The following is a 4,486-nucleotide window of genomic DNA, read 5'->3' on the forward strand; positions in this document are numbered from 1 at the left end:
ACCGTCAATGGCGATCCCATCATCGTCTCTCCTGGTCCGAATGCCGTTCGAGGTTACGAATCGAACCTTGAACGTGCTGTCAACCAGGCGCCCGGCCGGGAGAGTCCTTCTTTATGCGGGTTGGTATGAGTTCCTTCTGGCGGTGCCGGACCAAACAAACGCCTGGATGGCGGCCCGGAGCCTGTGCCCGGGCTTGTCCCGGACCAGCCGCATAGGCGCTGAGTTGCCGTTTCAACCTCACTGCAGCCGCCGTGCCGTCGGCGCTGTCCGGGCTGCGGCCGATGGGTGTGTCCTGGCGTGCCTGCGGTCTGCTATGGCAATATCGGGCGGTGATTCACTGACGGGTTCTGAAGCCGCACGGCCGAACCCTCCGCAGCCTGGTATGCCGCGCCGCCTGGCGCAGCAGGCCGGGAAACAGCCGCGCCGCCTGCACCACCGCGCCCTGCGCCAGCCCGTCCATCATCGCCGAATGCAAGCCGCGCGCGAGTCCCATCTGCGGCGCCAGCGTGCGGTTCAGGGCACGGTGGTAGGTGGCCGCACCGGCGCCCTCCAGCCAGGCGCGGGCCGCTGCCTGGCCGCTGTGCAGCGCGATCGCCATGCCGTCGCCGGTCAGCGATGGAATCACGGCGGCCTGGTCGCCCAGGCGGAACAAACCATCCGGCGCGGACCGCACCTGGTAGCCATACGGAATGCCGGCGACGGCCAGCGGACGCGGCAGCAGCGGGATCGCGCCCGCCAGCATCTCCGGGAACCGCCCGCTGGTCCTGCCGATGGCCGCCAGCAGCCCGGTCCACCCGCCGCCATAGCCCTGGAACGCCGCCCGCCGCACCGCGACGCACAGCACGGCGCGGCCATCCTCGGCCGCCTGCAGGCCGGCATAGCCGCCGGGGAACAGGGTCAGTTCCGTGGCGTCGCCCAGCCGCCTGGCCGCCGCCGGGCTGAGGATGAAATACATCTTCATCCCGACCGCATCGTGGTCCGAGCGCGGGCGGGGCACGTCGCGCAGGTCGTGCTTGCCGGTGGCCAGGAACACGGCGTCGGCGACCATTGGCGGGGTATTGTCGGCCTCGACGCTCCAGGCGCCGAACTCGCGGGTCAGGTGGCGGACGGTGCGGCCGGCCAGCACCTTGGCACCCGCCTGCGATGCCTGGCGCAGCAGCGCGTCGTCCAGCACGCGGCGGGACAGGCCCAGGGCGGGGAAGGGCAGGGCGGCCTCGGCGACCCGGTCGCGGTGGATCAGCCGCACCCGGCCGATGACCGAGCCGCCCAGCGCCGCCGGATCGACGCCGAAACCGCGCAGCCGCCCGATGGTGTCGGCGCTGAGGAAATCGCCGCACACCTTGTCCGCCGGCCCGCTGGCGCGCTCGATCAGCACGGGGTGGCAACCGGCCCGGGCCAGGGTGATGGCGGCGGCACAGCCGGCGGGGCCGGCGCCGATGATCAGCGGCTCGCGACGCACAGCCGGAACGGAACATGCCAAGCGATCGTCGCCTCCTCCGGCGGGATGCCCGCCTGCCGCAGGTAATCTTCCCACTCCGCGCGGACGAACGACCGGGCGATGGAGATCCGGCCGTCGTCGCGGATGAAGCGCTCCCAGCGCATGAGCCAGGCGAGCACCGGAAAGCCGTAATACGGAATCACGTGCCGGTGCACGTCGCCGATGAACCAGCCGCGTGCGGCGTTGGTGCGCAGCCAGCCCAGGAAGGCCACGACCTGCTCGTCGGTCAGGTGGTGGGTGAACTGCGAGCAGATGATGAAGTCGAACGGCTCGGCCGGCTTGTAGGCGAAGGCGTCGTCGGTGATGTATTCGATCCGATCGGCCGGGTCGGTGGCGGCCTCGGCCACGCGCTTCGCCCAGGGGTTGAGGTCGATCCCGGTCAGCCGCGCCTGCGGATGCCGCCGGCGGATGCGGCGCAGCGCGTCGCCGTGGCCCTGGGCGATGTCCAGCAGGGAGAAGTCCGGGTGGTCCTTTGCTTTCCGGGCCAGCCATTTCAGCATGGGCCGGTGGGTCAGGGTCAGCACGTTCACCTGCGACAGGTCGTGCAGGCAGCTTCTGTACTGGTCGAAATCAACGCAGTCGGTGTCCATCAGCTCCGGCTGCGTGCTGCGGGCGGACAGGATCATGGCCGTTCAAACGCAAAGGTTTCGACCGTCAGCCCGGGGCCGAAGGCCATGGCGAGGCCGGGGCCGCGGGCGTCTTCGTCGTTCAGGATGGCGTTCAGCACGAACATCAGGGTTGCCGAGGACATGTTGCCGTGGTTGCGCAGCACCGCGCGGGAGAAGCGCAGCGCGTCCGGCGACAGGTACAACCCCTGCTGCACCGCGTCCAGGATCGATCGCCCGCCGGCGTGCACCGCCCACAGCGCCGGATGCTGCGGCGGCAGCAGCGTTGGCCCATGCTCCGCCAGCCAGCGGCGGATGCGGCCGGGCACCTGGCCCGACAGGTGCATCAGGAAGCCGGTGTCGGCGATGTGCCAGGTGATCAGGTCCGCCGAGCGCGGGATCACCGCGACCTGGAAGCGGCCGAGCGCGATGCCGTGCGGCTCGGCCGTGACCAGGGCGGCCGAGGCGCCGTCGCCGAACAGCAGGAAGCTCAGCATCTTCGGCACGTCCTGGAACTCCTCCTGCAAATGCAGGCTGGACAGTTCGACGTTGACCACCAGCACGCGGGCGGCGGCGTCGGCGAGGACGATCTGGCTGGCCACTTTCAGCGCGTTGACGGCGGCGAAGCAGCCCATGAAGCCGACGATGGTGCGGTGCGTGGCGTCGGGCAACCCGGCGGCGCGCATGACCTGGAAGTCCAGCCCCGGGGCGGTGAATCCGGTGCAGCTTGCCACCACCAGATGGGTGATCCGGCTGGTGTCGGCGTCCAGCGCCTGGATCGCGCGCAATGCGAGGTGCAGCGCATGCGGCTCGTACTGCGCCATGCGGGCGGCGGTGGAGGGGAACGCGCCGCGCCGGTAGAAGCCGGCGGCGTCGAGGATGGTGTCGCGCGGCAGCGGCCCGGGCTCGAAGATCGCGTAGCGGTGCTCGATGTCGGCGAGGCGCGCCATGCGGTCGAACAAAAGGCGCTTGTGCCAGTCGGCAATCGTGTCGCGGCCGAAATCGATGAACGCGGCATGGATGTCATGCGGCGGGACGGCGGTGCCGATACGGTTGAGCCAGGCCTGCGTCACGGGCGGTCCCTTCTGTTGCGAGGCGGATGTGGGCTGCTGGGGACACCTGCCCAGGGTTGCAGGCATATTTGTTACCCAAAGATGTCAATCATGTGATGGCAGATCGTTCTGCCATCGCAGGCGATGGTTCGGCGTGGCCATGCGTGATGTTTCCCCAGGTTGCATGTGGTTGGGACAACGATGTCATTTCACTGGCCGACTGGCAAGCGGGTCTCGCGCGACCTGGCTGCCCGGGCCGGAACCGCTGGATTCCCCGGCGGACCGGCGGGCCCACGCCGCATTGGCGTGATGGATACGAGCATTGGGTCCTCCTGCATGATCGCAGGCAGTCGCGACGGGATGGGCCTGGGGGCACGACGTCTCATCCGGGTGCCGTGATGCCCCTCGCCGGAGGCAACGTCTCCGTTTCAAACCCGAACCATGGATGCGGGTTGCGGGGATCCCCAAACTGATCACTCTGATGCGATCTGGGATGCAGGGCCTACTCACGGCACACCGGACTCATCCCCGGCTCGCGATGCCCCGATAGCATTCCGCGACGCCGGACGAGGCCGGCGATGGGAGCGTCCACATGGAACGGCGAACCGTTCTGGCAGGCGTTGCAACGAGCGCGGCGGGCCTGCTTCCGAAAACAACCTCCGCGGCCGACACGACACCGGCATCGCCGGATCTTGCCGTGGCCCTGGCCAAATTCCGCGCTTCGATCCCGGCCCATTTCGATCCGGCCTACGTGGAGAACGCTGTCATCCCGTTCTTCCTCACCAGCATCTATGAGGGTGAACGTCCCGCGTTGCCGATGATCGATGTGACGCTCAGCAAGCAGAACGCCCTGCCACATGATCTCTGGGGACTGATCTACCAGGGCTGGAAGCCAGAGCCGGAAGTGGGCGTCACGGTCTTCCTCCAGGGCCTGGAGAAACGCGGCGACAACAATCTGCGAAAGCGGATCTACATGTCCGCGGTCACGCCGGATCTGTACAAGCCGATGTACGGCCCCAAGGTCGCCGCCTTCTTCGACGGGCTGCTCGCCGCGAAATTCGCCGGCAAACCCTTTATGCGGCACTATCTCGACTAGGGCGTGTCGTCAATTGGAGCCAGCCGAGTGAGTCTGGGCTGCAACAGTGCGGCGGAATCGTTGATCAACAAGCGGCTTCCCGATTCCAGCAGCCCCGGTTCTTCGATGCATAGGCAGTCAGCTTTGGAGAGGCTGACCGATGCATCGACATGCCTTGCGCGACGACCAGTGGGAGCGGATCAAGGACCATTTGCCGGGCCGTCCGGGGTCCGTTGGCGTGACCGCTGCGAACAAC

At 68.2% G+C, this 4,486-nt stretch carries 4 protein-coding genes and 1 pseudogene; 2 read left to right on the top strand and 3 right to left on the bottom strand.

What is annotated here, in order from left to right; genetic code table 11:
- Positions 1 to 334 precede the first annotated feature (334 nt).
- From CCS01_RS00265 to CCS01_RS00275, 3 genes are read right to left on the bottom strand one after another with little or no spacing between them, the layout of a single operon-like run.
- The gene (locus tag CCS01_RS00265) at positions 335 to 1,480 is read right to left on the bottom strand and encodes an NAD(P)/FAD-dependent oxidoreductase (protein ID WP_158258158.1); all 1,146 of its coding nucleotides are present in this window, start codon (positions 1,478 to 1,480) and stop codon (positions 335 to 337) included.
- A complete protein-coding gene (locus CCS01_RS00270; protein WP_104516847.1) occupies positions 1,441 to 2,124 on the bottom strand; it encodes a methyltransferase domain-containing protein in 684 nt (227 codons plus the stop codon). Before CCS01_RS00270 ends, CCS01_RS00265 begins: the two co-directional genes overlap by 40 nt.
- Entirely contained in the window at positions 2,121 to 3,176 is a 1,056-nt protein-coding gene (locus CCS01_RS00275) for a type III polyketide synthase (RefSeq protein ID WP_204848086.1), read from the bottom strand. Before CCS01_RS00275 ends, CCS01_RS00270 begins: the two co-directional genes overlap by 4 nt.
- 571 nt (positions 3,177 to 3,747) lie before the next feature.
- On the opposite strand from CCS01_RS00275, the gene CCS01_RS00280 reads away from it, so the two are divergent.
- Together CCS01_RS00280 and CCS01_RS34915 are read left to right on the top strand one after the other, a co-directional pair.
- Positions 3,748 to 4,251 carry a hypothetical protein gene (locus tag CCS01_RS00280; RefSeq protein ID WP_193540089.1) on the top strand — a complete coding sequence of 168 codons (504 nt, stop codon included), beginning with the start codon at positions 3,748 to 3,750 and terminating at the stop codon, positions 4,249 to 4,251.
- A 139-nt stretch (positions 4,252 to 4,390) separates the two neighbouring features.
- Positions 4,391 to 4,486: pseudogene (locus CCS01_RS34915) on the top strand (IS5/IS1182 family transposase); the annotation flags it as partial.

Source organism: Rhodopila globiformis (genome assembly GCF_002937115.1).
Classification (GTDB): Bacteria; Pseudomonadota; Alphaproteobacteria; order Acetobacterales; family Acetobacteraceae; genus Rhodopila; species Rhodopila globiformis.